Raw genomic sequence first — 14,832 nt, 5'->3', positions numbered from 1 at the left:
CTCTAAAATTGTCAGAGAAATAATTGTACGGATAAATATATAAGTGTAATTTTAACACTTAAATTAAAACTTAAATATATATTTATGAAATTTTTTATTGACACTGCCAACTTAGACCAGATCAGAGAGGCCAATGACCTGGGAATTCTGGATGGCGTAACTACAAATCCATCATTGATGGCGAAAGAAGGTATCAGCGGAAATGAAGCGATTCTTAAGCATTATAAAGATATTTGCGACATTGTAGACGGCGATATTTCCGCCGAAGTTCTTTCCACAACTTACGAAGAAATGATTGCGGAAGGAGAGATTCTTGCAGCAATTCATCCAAATATCGTTGTGAAAATTCCAATGATGAAAGACGGCGTAAAAGCATTAAAATATTTTTCTAATAAAGGAATTAAGACGAACTGTACCTTGATTTTCTCAGCAGGTCAGGCACTTTTGGCAGCCAAAGCCGGAGCAAGCTATGTTTCGCCTTTCTTGGGAAGATTAGATGATATTTCAACAGACAGTTTAAATCTTATCGAAGAGATCCGCCTTATTTTCGACAACTATGGCTACGAAACAGAAATTTTGGCAGCTTCTGTAAGACACAGTATGCACATCATCAACTGTGCAAAAATCGGTGCCGATGTCGTGACTTGTCCGATTCAGCCGATTCTATCCCTGTTGAAACATCCTTTGACAGATTCAGGATTGGAGCAGTTCATCAAAGATTCACAAAAAATGCAGTAATTAATGGCTCACGATATTTCAAAACTCCAAAACATCGCTTCTCAAGTGAGAAGGGATATTGTAAGAATGGTTCACGCTTGTCAGTCTGGTCATCCGGGCGGTTCGCTAGGTTGTACAGATTTTCTAGTTGCGCTTTATTTTGACGTGATGAAAAGAAAAGAAGGCTTCGATATGAAAGCCAAAGGTGAAGATGCGTTTTATCTTTCCAATGGTCATATTTCACCGGTTTTCTACAGCATTTTGGCGCACGCCGGTTATTTTGATAAATCAGAATTATTGACTTTCAGAAAACTAAATTCCAGATTACAAGGCCATCCAACCACTCACGAAGGTCTGCCGGGAATCCGCATAGCTTCGGGTTCTCTTGGTCAGGGTTTGTCGGTGGCAATCGGTCACGCTGTTGGTAAAAAACTGGATAAAGATGAGAATCTGATTTTCAGTCTTCACGGCGATGGCGAATTGCAGGAAGGGCAAAACTGGGAAGCTATAATGTATGCATCTCACAATAAGGTTGATAATCTCATTGCAACCATTGATTACAACGGACAACAAATTGATGGACCAACTTCAAAAGTTCTTTCACTGGGAAGCCTTAAAACAAAATTCGAAGCTTTTGACTGGAAAGTTCTGGAAGTAGAAAACGGAAATGATCTTGAAGAAATTCTTAATGTCTTGGATCAAGCCAAATCTCTAACCGGAAAAGGACAGCCAATCTGTATTTTGCTCAAAACCGGAATGGGTCACGGCGTAGATTATATGATGGGAACACATGCGTGGCACGGGAAAGCGCCGAATGATGAGCAACTGGCAAAAGCATTGGATCAATTAGAAGAAACTTTGGGAGATTATTAAAATTTTGAATTAATGAAAAAATACACATACACAGAAAGTAAAGATACCAGAAGCGGATTCGGAGCCGGATTGGCAGAGCTTGCAGATAAAAACCCAGATGTTGTAGCACTTTGTGCCGACCTCATTGGTTCTTTGAAGATGGAAAAATTCATTGAAAAAGCACCTGAAAGATTCTTCCAGATCGGGATTGCAGAAGCCAATATGATTGGGATTGCAGCAGGTTTGGCAATCGAAGGCAAGATTCCGTTTACAGGAACATTTGCCAATTTTTCTACCGGAAGAGTTTACGATCAGATTCGTCAGTCGGTGGCTTATTCCGATAAAAATGTGAAGATTTGTGCTTCTCACGCAGGATTGACATTGGGCGAAGATGGCGCAACACATCAGATTTTGGAAGATATTGGATTAATGAAAATGCTTCCTGGAATGACGGTCATCAATACTTGCGATTACAACCAGACCAAGGCGGCAACTATTGCGATTGCAGATTACGAAGGTCCTGTTTATCTGAGATTCGGAAGACCAGTGATTCCCGTTTTTACGGATGAAAATCAAACTTTCGAAATCGGAAAAGCTTGGATGGTGAATGAAGGAAAAGATGTGACGATTGTTGCAACGGGACATCTGGTTTGGGAAGCCATAAAAGCTGGGGAGATCTTGGAAGCGGAAGGAATTGATGCAGAAATTATTAATATCCATACGATTAAGCCGCTGGATTCTGAAGCGATTTTAAAATCAATTAAAAAAACAGGTTGTATCGTAACAGCTGAAGAACATAATAAACTTGGCGGATTGGGTGACAGCGTTGCGCAGCTTTTGATTACAGAGTATTTGGCACCTCAGGAATATGTTGCGGTAAACGACAGTTTCGGAGAAAGTGGAACGCCAGCTGAATTGATGGAAAAATATGGACTTAATGCAGAATCCATTGTCGAAGCTGTAAAAAAAGTTATGAAAAGGAAATAGTTTTGGTTGATAGAGAGATATTTTAATATCTATAGCCATTTGTCATTCTGTAGGAATCTAAGCTGATGAGATTTTTACATAATGACAAATTGCATTAAAGAAAATATCAGAATCTTAAAACTCAATCACTCAAAAAATCATAAATTGCAGTCATCTATGCAGGAGAAATTAATCAATCGTACCAAAGAGGCGTTTCAATATGCCTTTCAGTCTAAGCCTGAAAGTTTTTTTCTGGCTCCCGGAAGAATTAATATTATCGGCGAACACGTTGATTACAGTGATGGCTTTGTTCTTCCTGCTGCTATCGACAAACATATTTGTTTTGCCGTGAAAAAGGTGGATGACTCAGAAACCTGTACTTTTTTTGCGAAAGATTTTAATGAATCTTTCAGTTTTAATATTCATCAAAAACAAACTCCGGTTGAGCAGACTTGGGTCAATTATTTGCTAGGCGTTTTCAATGCCATTCAGGAAAGCGGAAAACACACTGGAGGCTTGCAAATCGCTTTTAGCAGTACGATTCCGATGGGTTCCGGGTTATCATCTTCGGCAGCTTTAGAATGCGGATTTGCCTATATTCTCAACCAGATTTTTGATTTAAAATTAACCAAAAAAGAACTGGCGCTTATCGGTCAGAAATCCGAACATACCTTTGTTGGAGTAAAATGCGGAATTATGGATCAGTTTGCATCCGTTTTTGGTAAAGAGAATAAAGTAATTATGCTCGACTGCAATTCTCTGGAGCACCAATATTTTGAGGCTAATCTGGATGGTTATAGTCTTGTGCTTTTTGACAGTTGTGTAAAACACACGCATATGACTTCCGGCTATAATGACAGGAGAAATGATGTCGATAACGGTAAAAAAGTTTTATGGGAAAAATTCCCGGAAGTAGAGAAATTCAGAGATTTCAGCTTTTCAATGCTTGATAATGTGAGAGCTGAAATAGGAGAGACGTCTTACAAAAGATGTCTGTATCTTCTGAAAGAAATAAAAAGAGTAGAAAAGGCTGCAAAAGCTTTATCAGAAGGCAATGTAAAATATTTAGGACAGCTTCTAATTGAAACACATTCAGGACTTTCAACAGAGTTTGAAGTGAGTTGTAAAGAACTCGATTTTTTGGTTGAGGAAACTTTAAAGGAATACGGAGTTTTGGGCGCAAGAATAATGGGCGGCGGTTTCGGAGGATGCAGCATCAATCTTATTAAAGATGAAAATGTGGATGAAGTGATTGAAAACATCAACAAAAAATACAAAGCAGATTTTGAAATCGAAATGAAAGTGTACCGTGTAAAAATATCGGATGGAATTAATGAATACAAAAGTAATGAATTCGTCGTTTGATCAGAAAAAACATCCTCACAGAAGATACAATCCGCTTTTGGATGAGTGGATTCTGGTATCTCCACAAAGAGCCAACCGACCCTGGCAGGGACAAACCGAAAAAGTAGCCGAACAAAAACTTCCTGCTCACGACCCGAATTGTTACTTATGTTCCGGAAATGTACGTGTGAACGGTGATAAAAATCCTGATTACCAAGGTGTTTTTGTTTTTGAGAACGACTTTGGTTCTTTGATGAAAGATAATGTTGAATTTTCTGATGAACAGTCAGATTTTTTTTCATTAAAACCGGAACGTGGCATCAACAGAGTCATTTGTTTTTCGGAAAATCACAGCCTTACTTTACCGGAAATGGAAGTTGATGACATTAAAAACGTAGTTGATGTCTGGCGGCAGCAGTACGAAGATTTGGGAGCAGAAGATTACATCAACCACGTTCAGATTTTTGAAAACAAAGGAAGTGTGATGGGTTGCAGCAATCCGCACCCACATGGACAAATCTGGGCACAATCTTCGATTCCGTCTACAGTTTTGAGAACACAGGAAAATCTGAAAAAATACTTTGATAAAAATGGAACTTCTCTTTTGGAAGATTATGTGAAAAGAGAGTTGGAAATCAACGAAAGAATCATTCTTGAAAATGAAGATTTTGTAGCTATGGTTCCGTTCTGGGCAATATGGCCTTATGAAACGATGATTATAAGCAAGAAAAAGGCTGAAAATATTTTGGAATTGTCTGACTCTGAAAAACTTTCTTTAGCGGCGATAATAAAAGATTTAACCATAAAATACGATAATCTTTTTGAGATTTCATTTCCCTATTCAGCGGGAATTCATCAATCGCCAACTGATGGAAAACCACATCCGGAATGGCATTTTCATATACATTTTTATCCGCCCTTGTTGCGAAATGCAGAAGTCAAAAAATTTATGGTTGGCTACGAAATGCTGGCCGAAGCACAGCGTGACATTACGGCAGAACAAAGTGCGGAAATATTGAAAAATCTTTCGGTTGTACATTATAAATGCCGATAATATTAAACAGCAAATTTTAATTTTAATTAAATCAAAAAGATTCGTTTAGTCTTTTTTATAAGATACTTTTATGACAAATATTAAACTGATTGTCACAGATATGGATGGTACTTTTCTAAATTCAAATTATGAAGTGAGTCCGGATTTTCCTGCAATCTATGAAGAACTAAAAAAAAGAAATATCCTTTTTATTCCTGCCAGTGGCAGACAGATGCCCGGAATTACTCAGTATTTTAAAGAAATAGAAAACGAAATCGGCTTTATTGCTGAAAACGGAGGTTATGTGATTTATAAGAATGAAGAGCTTTTTGCAGACAAATTAGAAAACTCATTTGTAAAGGAAATCATCGAAATCATTCGTGAAATTCCTGGCGCAAGAACGGTATTGTCAGCGAAGAAAAAAGCCTATTATGAAAGTGACGATGAACAATTCGTCAAGTATTTTACCAGATATTATACGGAAAATCAAAAAATAGATGACCTAACAACTGAATTAGAGGATAATACGTTTAAAATTGCAATATATCATCCCGAAGGATCTGAAGAAAATCTTTATCCTTACCTCAAAAATTTTGAGAAAAAAAACCTTGAAGTCGTGATTTCCGGAAAATATTGGGTTGATATTATGAACCGAAACATCAACAAAGGCAAAGCGTTAGAAATTCTCCAGAAAAAATTGAATATTTTACCTTCCGAAACGATGTCATTTGGCGATTATATGAATGACATTACCATGTTGCAAAAATCAAAGTATTCATTTGCTGTGAAGAATGCACATTCTTCTGTGAAAAAGGTTGCGTCTTTTTCTGCCCTTTCAAATGATGAATTTGGTGTGTTGGAAATCATAAAGGATTATTTGAAGTCATAATTTTTTGTTTTAACTCCCCGTTTTTAAATTGTTCTAAAATTGGAAAAAGTTATGTTTTGGAATAAATAATTCTTTGATGGTCAGTATTTTTAAACGAAATAATCAACAGTTTTGCTGAAAGCATCGCTTTGATTATCAATAGTTAGGAAATAAAAAAACCGACAAAGAAGTGAAAAACTTCAACTGTCGGTGTTTCTAACATGCCAGCACTCTATTCGAGCCATTTGATGGCAGGTATAGATAACGTTTTGAAGGTGTGCTATGTAATGTAAGTAAGCTCTGTGCTATAACAGCTTGGAAACAATGATTTGGTAATTAATATAGAAGATATCATTTTTTTTGTTTAACTATAAATTTTGAGATTAAAATAAAAAAAAGGCCCGAATAAACCGGACATTTTAAGAAAAGATACTGTGTATCTATTTTTTAATTACTTTGATGGTTTCATATTTTCCATGTACAAATTTAATTGTTAAAATATAAATTCCTTTGGGGTATTTTCTCTTATCCAGTTTATTATCTGCGATTTTAGATGATTAATATATTTTCTGACCGGCAATATTGTAAACATTGAGATCCTTGATTTTTTTATCAGTTTGCAAATGCAGTTCGTCAATTACCGGATTAGGATAGTATTTTATTTTGGTTGCCAGTTGATTATCATTGGGTTCCAAGGTAAGCAGAACAAAGAATGCTGTAAGCGAAATCAACACCAACCTCCTGCAAGCTTGCCCATTGCCCACCAGTTTGATCATTATTACCAGCTCCAAAATTTCCGAAATGAGAAGTATGGATAGAGTGCCATCCTGTTGCGTTGGTCTCGACTTCCATCCAATAAGTTTTTCCCGTATCTATTACGACTGGTGCATCGAAAACCAAGATGTATTTGTAAAAGTTTCCTGCTACGAGTTCTTTTTTAGCAGAAGTTGGAGTTTTGGTTGTTAAAACATTACCAGGAAGATTAGACGTTGTGTTTTTATAGAAAGTAATCTTGAATGTGGTTGCATTCGCTGTCATAATAGGTTCTAAACCATACAGAAAAATTACCGGTGGAAGATGCACTTATATCTACTGCCAATCTCTGGTTTGTAGCACCTCCCAGTTCGAAATATTGACTGGAAATACCTGTAACCTTATTTTCTTCGCAAGCTGTCAGAGTTCTTACATATCTCGCAAAGAAAACAGATAGATCTCCTGCACAGCTGGTATTTTTATGTGAATAAAAACGAATTTTTTGGTCTACGAGAGAAACGTAAGTCAATTCACCAATTCCACTAGTTAAAATATCTTGTGATTCTGTAGCTATTGTATTATAAATGCTTGTATTAGACGTTGAGAAGAAATAGGTAACGCCAGCTTTTAATTGAACCAAGGAATATTCTCCTGTTGCACCATCACTTACTATGGTATTTATCACGCCGTCTAATGTCGGAATGAATAAAGACTGTGGATACTAGCGGTGGTACATCCTAAAACTTTTGAAACTGTTAAATCATCAATCTGAAGGGATGAATAGGAGGATGTAGTCGGGATTTCACAACTTGTATTGTGATGTCTTATACCAATATATATCTTTTTGCCTCTCCAAGCACTGATGTCGATAGACCTCTGTGTTTCGACAATTGGAATATTTAGTTCTGAATATAGTTTAGGCTGCGTGAGCATTCCCGCAAACGTATTTAGTTCAGAAACATAAACTTCATAATTTTCTTCGTTTGGAACAGGGGTGAAGATGTTATTAATCAATTTCCAACTGAATTCTAGTAAAATTAAATTAAATAATTGGACCTTGATATTTTTGATTAATTTGATTATCTATATAGTTTTCAACGAAATAGTGCTACTTATTTGAAAGTTTTTTTGACGATTTCGATGATAGAACACAACTGCTAAATCATTCCTGTATTACTCGTTGCGTTAAAATAATTGAGAAGCTGTCAAAAGATAAAAACTCAGTTTAAATAACTTCCTAAGATTCTACACTTTTACTCTGCTGCCTTTTATACATCTATCAAGTATCGGAGATTGTAAAAAACTTACTATATTGAAAAGAGAAATTTATTACCTATTTTTGTTAATTCATATAATGTCAACACTAAAGGAAATAAAGATTAATCAACTTGCAAAGCGATTTGCAATACTCCTTTGCGTCTGTGCTATTGGATTATTTACCTCTCAAACCCAGAACGATGTATCAATTCTAAGAGAAGAGGTTTTAGACAAGATGCAATATAGCAGTCAAAAGCTTGTACCGCTATTGAAATATTATTCCAAAATTTCACCTGCTGATGCCCAAATTCTCCGCATAAAATCATTGCTTATAAAAGGCGATTACGAGGAAGCTACTGGCGTATTATCTGAATTAAAAGAAATTGCTTCAGATGACAGAAAATCAAAAATATTCTTTTATTATCAATATTTATATGCACAACTTTGTCAGGATTTAGGTTTCAGTCGAAAGTTAAATAACAACAGTTTTGATATAAAAGATACTCCATTTCCAATACAGAGGACTTTTCCTGATTTGGCAATTGACAGAAACAGTTTCGATGGATTTTCTCAATCTGAAAGTATATCTATGTTAAGATCAGCTTCATACGATTATGAAAAAGCGGGCAATAGCAAAGCTTTGATTCAGAGTACGATCTGGCTGGCAGAACTCCTTGACGAGAAGAGCACTGAATCAGTTTCTTTAAAAAATTATGCCTTGACTTTAGTAAAAAATACTAAACCAGATTTGTATTACGAGATATTGGTTTTTAATTTTTTAGCAAAAATAGAACTGGAAAAGCATAATCCGCAAGCAGCTTATAATTTTTTAAAAAATTTTCAAAGTTCAGCCTCAGGTATTTCCAATATAAAGCTTAAGGCAGATTACTACAGAAATCTGGCAAAAGCCTCGGCAGGAATAAATCAATTTAAAACTTTAGAAAAGGCTAATTCTAACTATTTTAACATTATCCAAACCATTGAATCAAAAAAATCTGTAGCAAAAGCAATGATGGTAAATCATCTCAATAGGATGAATGAGGAAAAACTTCAGGTTCAGAAACAGGTATTTCAGTATATCTATTTTTTGATTATTTTGATTTTTATCATTGCTATCCTATTAATTTACTGGCTCAAATTCAGATCAAAACCCGTAACAGAAGTAAATATAAATGCAGAGGTTAAAAATTTTGTCATTCCTGATAAAACAGAAAAGCGAATATTAAACAAGCTTGAAGAATTTGAAAAAAATCAGAAATTTATCCAAAAAACGGTATCGCTAAAGACTTTGTCTCAGCAATTCGACACCAATCCTAAATATCTATCCGAAGTAGTTAACAAACATAAAAATTCCAATTTCAATACTTACATTAACGATCTGCGAATCGATTACATTGTTACTAAAATCAGAAATGAGCCTGAATACCGAAAATATAAGGTTAGCTATCTTGCAGACGAGTGCGGATTTTCCTCCCACAGCCTTTTTACAACGATCTTTAAAAACAGAATGAATGTTTCGCCAACAGAATTTCTCCAAAAAGTAAACGAATGAGAGCTGTACTCAACATATTATTGATTTTTTTGGTTTTCGCTGTATTTGGACAGAACACAGAGAAGAATAAGAATGTGAAAGACGCGACCGACCTTATTTTCACCAATCCTGAAAAATCAGCACTCATATCGACCAAAATGTTGCATGAAGCAAAGGATTATGCTTCTAAAGTCAATGCTCTTTCAAAGTTGGTCAATGCACAAATGGTACTAGGAGAAATAAGCGAAGTTATTAAAAATTGCAATTACGGCATTGAGATGGCCAAGAAAAATAACGATAAAATCAATCAGATCAGGTTTTTATCGATGCTCGGAAATCAATATCAGCAAATCAATATGAATGCAGATGCCAAGAAGAATTTAGATGCGGCAGAGAATCTAATGAATGCTATATCCGTGCCCAAAGATCTTCTTTTTTTGCAAGGAAATGTATATAATGTGAAAGGCATTGTCTTCAAAAGTGAACTTAACTGTGAATTTGCTATAAAATATTTTGACAAGGCATTGTCTGTTTATAACCGGTTACCCAAAGATAATATAACTGTCACTAATCAGCTTCTAATAGATGTACAGAAGGCATTTTGTCTGGAATCAATCGGGAAAAGCAAAGATGCAGAAAATCTCTACATCGAAGTTCTGGACAGCAAAAATGATGGATTGGGTTATAATAAATATTTTGCCTCTGTGGGCTTGGTCGATATCTATTTGAAAAGAAAAGATTTGGATAGAGCTGGTCATTTATTAAATACTATTAAGGTCAAAGACTTTGTTCAATATGATCCAGAGCTGACTTCTGCTTATTATCGACTGATGGCTCAGAATAGTTATTTGAGAAAAAAACCTAAAAATTACCTTTATTATTTTGATAAATATAACCATTCATTATTGCAAATTTCTGAATCACAAAACGAAATGATTGAAAGACTTGTAATTAATGATAATGCAAATTTTATCCAAAAAAGTAATAATAACGTAATATGGAGTTTTGTTACAATCTTTGTTTTAGTCGTTATTTTATCGTCATTAGCCCTGCTTTTCTATCGTTTTTCCAAAAAACTACGTCTGAATTGAAAAGGTTTATCATTAAAATGTAAGTCTTTCATTTAAAATTATTTACCTTCTATTTTAAGCTATCATATTTGAGTATTTTTCGCAAATGTGACAGCGCTTCTGTATGTTCTTAAAGTTTATATTGATACTTTAGGATCCTCAATGATAAGATAAAATATCTACAAATTAATTTAATTTAGAGATAATTTTTCTTAATCATTTACTGTACTTAATTTCATTTAAAGAAAATTTTATTGATATGATAAAAATCAACTTTTTAGCAATTCTTTTAGGCGGACTATTATCTGCTCAGACGACTTTCACACTTGTGAAGGACATTAATCCCGGTCAGAGTAATTCTGCGCCGTCTAACTTTATGGTGTTCAATAATAAAATGTATTTCAGTGCTACTTACAGTCCGACAGGTTCTGTCACAGGAACTGAACTTTGGGAAAGTGACGGAACAGAAGCTGGAACCAGAATAGTGGCGGACATTTCTCCTGGTCTATCTTCTTCTTCTCCGACAAATCTCTATAACTTTGGTGGCAGGCTTTATTTTATAGCGGCACTTCCTGTGAATGGAACTAACACTTCCGGTGTCCTAATGTCTTACAATAATGACGAAGGTCTTAAAACAGTTTCTACAACTGCGAAGTTTGCATCCAATTTCCTTATAAGTAACAATAAGCTTTATTTCAAGGCAACTAACAGTACGGTGACGCCTAATACGCAACGCCTTTACACTCTGGATGACAGTTTACAGCCGGTTATAGTTGATGATAACGTGAACGTGATGTTCGTGGGAAATGTAGGGCAACAGATCATTGCCAACGGACAGTACAAGACAGCTACAAACCCAACTTGGTATCAGCTTTTTAGCATGAACACCAATACGCTGGATCTTTTAAAAACCATTAATCCTTCTGGAACTGCCTATCCGCAGAATTTCTATTACAGTCCGGCTCTTGGTAAATCTTTCTTCTCGGCGAATGGTGGGAATGGACAAGAGCTATGGATGTCAGACGGAACTGTTACAGGAACTATTGAGGTTAAGGATATTAATACTGCTACTGCAACAGCAGGTTCTGGTGTGGCAAACTTTACGGAGTACAATGGAAAAATCTATTTTTCTGCATCGGATGGTGCTACAAGCGGTGCAGAGCTTTGGGTCACGGACGGAACGGAGCAGGGAACAAAGATGCTGAAAGATATTTTGCCAGGTTCAACTGGTTCATTTCCTGAGAAATTAGTAGTTTTTAAAAACAAATTGTACTTCCTTCTAAATAACAGCGGCGGTGTCAGACAACTTTGGGAATCTGACGGCACGGAATCCGGCACCAAATTGCTTTCATCCCTTCCAGCAGCATTCGGATTAGCTATGTATAATGATAACTTGTATGTTTCTGCAAGAGTAAATGCCTCTGATCAAATAGGTGTAGAGTTATATAAGGTTAATCTTCCTGACGAAACCTTGGCTATCAACAATATATCGACGTCCAAAGTGAATGTCTATCCTAATCCTTCTAAAGGGGCAATTATAATCAGCAATATGACTTCTGGCACATTTGAATTGTTAGACACAACTGGTCGTCTTATCAAAGCTGGAAATTTTGAAAACAGCAAGGTCGATCTTAATTCAAAAGCAGGAAACTATATACTGAAAGTCACTTCTAAGGACAAGAAAACTCACGCATCTAATAAAGTTATCATTCAATAATAAAATTTTAAAGTCAATATGAAAAAAATAGTATTTACTCTTTTTATAGCCAACGCTCTAAGCGCACAGAGCATTACATTGCTCAAGGATATTAACCCCGGCGCAAATCCGTCGACACCGGCAGAGTTTTTTACATACAACAGTAAGCTTTACTTTAATGCCAGCAGTCCTACTTACGGTAATGAACTTTGGTCCACAGATGGTACTGCGGAAGGTACAAATCTGGCCTTTGATATAAACCCTGGTACTTCAAGTTCTTTGCCGATTTCTCTTATGAATTACAATAATAAGCTGCATTTTCTAACCATGATCGGTACGACAGGTCTTTATTCTTATGATAGTGTGGAAGGTGCGCAGCTAGTGAGCCCAGGACTTTCCACAGCTGCAAATCTTTTGCAGACTAATGACAAGATCTTCTACAGATTGAATAATAAATTATGGTATTTTTCCGAGAACACTATACACAATATTGACACACCTGTTGTGATAACTGGTCAGATGGGCGCTGTCAATGGCAAAATTATATTGGCCGCATCCCCATTAGCAGGCGTTAACAATGCCCAGATATATATGTACGATGGTACCGCGGTTTCGCTTATTAAAACCATTAATCCTAATACAACTTCCAATCCTCAAAATTTCTATTACAGCAACCAGTTAAATACTTTGTTCTTTACCGCTGGTTCTAACACATCGGGATTTGAGCTATGGAAAACCGACGGAACAACAGAAGGTACTGTTGAGGTCAAGAATATTAATCCCGGCACAGCAAACTCTTTCCCAGGAAATTTGAGGCAAGTGGGTGACAAGGTTTTTTTTAGTGCCAACAATGGAGCCAATGGTACGGAATTATGGATAACGGATGGCACTGAGGAAGGAACTAGACTGGTCAAAGATATCAACCCTGGTTCTGCGGCATCTAACCCCAGCAGTTTGACAGAACTGAACGGTAAGCTATATTTCCTGGCAAGTGATGGTTCCGGCGAAGCAAGGCTTTGGGAAAGCGATGGGACAGCGGACGGCACAAAGCTTACATTAGAACTTAGACCAGGATATACCAATTTTGTCCTTGGCAAGATGGAATCATATAATGGTGCACTTTATCTATCTGCTAAACTAAACGTAGCTAATGGGCAAGAGCTTTACAAGATCGAACTGCCTACTTTGGCTGTTTCTGATTTAAGCAAAAAAAATTCAATGGTTTATCCTAATCCTACGAGTGGGGAGATCTTCTTCAGCGGAAAAGACTATAGCAGCTATGATCTATATGATCTGAACGGGCGTCTACTAAATCAGAATGTTAAAATCAATGATAACAAAGCATATTTATCAGTTCCCAATGGAAGCTACATTATGGTTGGAAAAACCAAAGAAGGAGCTGTTAACACCACTAAAATAATTGTAAAATGAAAAAAACTTTAGCAACAATAGGGCTGATGCTGTTAAGTAGCGCTCTCACGACAGCAAAAGCACAGAACATCAATTTCGCAGACGAAAATTTCCTCGAATATATCCTGCTCTACACCGGTATTGACACTAATAAAGATGGCGAGATACAGATGACCGAAGCTGAGGCGTATAAAGGGGGGTTCACATTTACCGGAAACATCAAAGATGTCCCAGAAGTAAAATATTTCAAGAATCTTACATCTTTAACTATTAATGGTTCCAAAGTGGGAACAATAGATGTAACTGCAAACAAAGAGATTAACCAGGTACTGGTTACCAATTCACAACTTGTCAAATTGGATTTGTCACAAAATTCCAAACTCTTAGCGGTCGACATTAACAAATCATCTTACCTGAAAGAATTGACCTTCGGATTACATCCTCAATTGTCATATATCAGTCTTATGTTCAACGCAATCGAAGCGCTTAATGTTACAGGATGCCCGAGATTGACCAACTTGTATTTCGCATCCAACAAAGTATCAAGCATTGACGTCACACAAAACCCTAGACTCGCCGAACTTAATGCTGCCTCCAATCAAATATCGACGCTTGATGTGACGAAAAATACGCGTTTGACCTATCTTAACTTAGGACTTAATAAACTTCAGCAGATTGATGTTTCCAACAATCCTCTGCTCGATACTTTTATGATTCAGGCTAATCCTATCACGTCGCTTGACATTAGCAAACAACTCTACTTGAGACAGTTTGTAATGGATGGCACCTTGATACCTGTCATCAATCTTACCAATCATTCTATGCTGCAATATTTCTATGCCAATTATTCTCAGCTGACCGAAGTAGATGCTTCTAAAAACGGAGATCTGATTTATGTTAATGCCATTGAAAATCAAAAAATGAGATTCATCAACATTAAAAACGGTAACAACAGAAACGCCATCGGTTTCTTTGCGCACACAAGCCCAAATCTGAAATGTATTCAGGTAGATGATGTAGCATACAGCTCCAGCCAGCCACTTTGGCAAAAAGATTCGACAGCTGTATTCGCAACAGACTGTAGTAACATCTTGGCTAGTGAAGAAATAGTGGGCAAAGCAAAAACTTCTTTTTATCCCAATCCTACATCAGGCTATCTTTTCCTGAAAACCGAAATCAAAGATGCAACCGTATTTAATATTGCTGGTCAAAAGGTTGCCAGCTACCAGAATGCCAAGATGATTGACATCAGCCACCTTCCAATCGGTAATTACATCATCAATTTTACAGATGATAAAGGTAAAATCTCGTCACAGAAAATCATTAAAAAATAAT

General features: G+C 36.3%; 14 protein-coding genes. 11 read left to right on the top strand and 3 right to left on the bottom strand.

Features of this window, described 5'->3' with window-relative positions; all coding sequences use genetic code 11:
• Positions 1 to 84: 84 nt before the first annotated feature.
• The 6 genes from fsa to LUD75_RS10710 all read left to right on the top strand — a co-directional run bounded on the left by fsa (position 85) and on the right by LUD75_RS10710 (position 5,801).
• The gene (fsa, locus tag LUD75_RS10735) at positions 85 to 738 is read left to right on the top strand and encodes a fructose-6-phosphate aldolase (protein ID WP_232705675.1); all 654 of its coding nucleotides are present in this window, start codon (positions 85 to 87) and stop codon (positions 736 to 738) included.
• A 3-nt stretch (positions 739 to 741) separates the two neighbouring features.
• Positions 742 to 1,590, top strand: coding sequence for a transketolase (locus LUD75_RS10730; RefSeq protein ID WP_232705674.1), 849 nt, complete (start codon positions 742 to 744; stop codon positions 1,588 to 1,590).
• A gap of 12 nt (positions 1,591 to 1,602) precedes the next feature.
• The gene (locus LUD75_RS10725) at positions 1,603 to 2,556 is read left to right on the top strand and encodes a transketolase family protein (protein ID WP_232705673.1); all 954 of its coding nucleotides are present in this window, start codon (positions 1,603 to 1,605) and stop codon (positions 2,554 to 2,556) included.
• A gap of 156 nt (positions 2,557 to 2,712) precedes the next feature.
• Entirely contained in the window at positions 2,713 to 3,900 is a 1,188-nt protein-coding gene (gene galK, locus LUD75_RS10720) for a galactokinase (protein ID WP_232705672.1), read from the top strand.
• Entirely contained in the window at positions 3,869 to 4,933 is a 1,065-nt protein-coding gene (locus LUD75_RS10715; protein ID WP_317207319.1) for a UDP-glucose--hexose-1-phosphate uridylyltransferase, read from the top strand. Before galK ends, LUD75_RS10715 begins: the two co-directional genes overlap by 32 nt.
• Positions 4,934 to 5,003: 70 nt before the next feature.
• Positions 5,004 to 5,801 carry a Cof-type HAD-IIB family hydrolase gene (locus LUD75_RS10710; protein WP_232705670.1) on the top strand — a complete coding sequence of 266 codons (798 nt, stop codon included), beginning with the start codon at positions 5,004 to 5,006 and terminating at the stop codon, positions 5,799 to 5,801.
• 660 nt (positions 5,802 to 6,461) lie between these two features.
• Here the strand turns inward: LUD75_RS10710 and LUD75_RS10705 are convergent.
• Genes LUD75_RS10705 through LUD75_RS10695 form a run of 3 tightly spaced genes read right to left on the bottom strand, consistent with a single transcriptional unit; the run spans position 6,462 to position 7,547 of the window.
• Positions 6,462 to 6,818 (bottom strand): hypothetical protein, encoded by a 357-nt coding sequence (locus LUD75_RS10705; RefSeq protein ID WP_232705669.1) that lies wholly within the window; start codon positions 6,816 to 6,818, stop codon positions 6,462 to 6,464.
• Positions 6,778 to 7,218 (bottom strand): hypothetical protein, encoded by a 441-nt coding sequence (locus LUD75_RS10700; protein WP_232705668.1) that lies wholly within the window; start codon positions 7,216 to 7,218, stop codon positions 6,778 to 6,780. The genes LUD75_RS10705 and LUD75_RS10700 overlap by 41 nt, the downstream gene beginning before the upstream one ends.
• 5 nt (positions 7,219 to 7,223) lie before the next feature.
• Entirely contained in the window at positions 7,224 to 7,547 is a 324-nt protein-coding gene (locus tag LUD75_RS10695) for a hypothetical protein (RefSeq protein ID WP_232705667.1), read from the bottom strand.
• 340 nt (positions 7,548 to 7,887) lie between these two features.
• Here LUD75_RS10695 and LUD75_RS10690 point away from each other — a divergent pair, with 340 nt between their 5' ends.
• From LUD75_RS10690 to LUD75_RS10670, 5 genes are all read left to right on the top strand, one after another.
• Positions 7,888 to 9,342 carry an AraC family transcriptional regulator gene (locus tag LUD75_RS10690; RefSeq protein ID WP_232705666.1) on the top strand — a complete coding sequence of 485 codons (1,455 nt, stop codon included), beginning with the start codon at positions 7,888 to 7,890 and terminating at the stop codon, positions 9,340 to 9,342.
• Entirely contained in the window at positions 9,339 to 10,412 is a 1,074-nt protein-coding gene (locus tag LUD75_RS10685; protein WP_232705665.1) for a hypothetical protein, read from the top strand. The genes LUD75_RS10690 and LUD75_RS10685 overlap by 4 nt, the downstream gene beginning before the upstream one ends.
• Positions 10,413 to 10,650: 238 nt before the next feature.
• On the top strand, positions 10,651 to 12,108 hold the full coding sequence (locus tag LUD75_RS10680) for an ELWxxDGT repeat protein (RefSeq protein ID WP_232705664.1): 1,458 nt from the start codon (positions 10,651 to 10,653) through the stop codon (positions 12,106 to 12,108).
• A 78-nt stretch (positions 12,109 to 12,186) separates the two neighbouring features.
• Positions 12,187 to 13,518, top strand: coding sequence for an ELWxxDGT repeat protein (locus LUD75_RS10675; protein ID WP_232705663.1), 1,332 nt, complete (start codon positions 12,187 to 12,189; stop codon positions 13,516 to 13,518).
• Entirely contained in the window at positions 13,515 to 14,831 is a 1,317-nt protein-coding gene (locus LUD75_RS10670; RefSeq protein WP_232705662.1) for a T9SS type A sorting domain-containing protein, read from the top strand. The genes LUD75_RS10675 and LUD75_RS10670 overlap by 4 nt, the downstream gene beginning before the upstream one ends.
• The last annotated feature ends 1 nt before the right edge of the window (position 14,832 follow it).

The organism is Epilithonimonas sp. JDS, from assembly GCF_021261315.1.
Classification (GTDB): Bacteria; Bacteroidota; Bacteroidia; order Flavobacteriales; family Weeksellaceae; genus Epilithonimonas.
The sequence above is the reverse complement of the archived record's forward strand: the minus strand, read 5'-3'. Positions and strand labels throughout refer to the sequence as shown.